Annotated in this window: 1 protein-coding gene; it reads right to left on the reverse strand. The window is 74.1% G+C overall.

Features of this window, described 5'->3' with window-relative positions; genetic code table 11:
- On the reverse strand, positions 1-510 hold a 510-nt coding region (locus tag IEZ12_RS39615), incomplete at both ends, for a ketoacyl-synthetase C-terminal extension domain-containing protein (RefSeq protein WP_373295559.1).

Genomic DNA, 510 nt, shown 5'->3' on the forward strand with positions numbered 1-510 from the left:
CCCGGCAAACACCTCCGACCCGGACAGCAACTCCACCGCCATCCCCACCCACTGCGAACCCTGACCCGGGAACACCAACGCCACCCGACCGGAAACCAGCCCGCCGCCGGACACCGCGGCACCCTGCGCCAGTGCCTTCACGCCGTCGAGCAGTTCGCCCCGGTCCCCGCCCACGACCACCGCACGGTGCTCGAAGGACGCCCGACCCACGGCCAGCGAATGACCCACGTCCGCCACGTCGAGCCCGGGCTCCGCCGCCACCCGCGCCGCCAACGCCGCCGCCTGCGCGCGCAGTGCCTCGGCGCTGCGCGCCGACACCGGCCACACCACTGTCCCGGGACGCGGAGCGTCCTCCACTGTTTCGGCCGGCACGGACTCCAGGATCATGTGGGCGTTGGTCCCGCTGATGCCGAAGGCGGACACGCCCACCCGACGCGGACGACCCGTGTCGTCCCACTCCCGAGCCTCCGTCAGCAACCGGCCCGCGCCCGCCGACCAGTCCACCTCCGG

This window comes from Kitasatospora griseola (assembly GCF_014648555.1).
In the GTDB taxonomy this organism is placed as follows: domain Bacteria; phylum Actinomycetota; class Actinomycetes; order Streptomycetales; family Streptomycetaceae; genus Kitasatospora; species Kitasatospora griseola.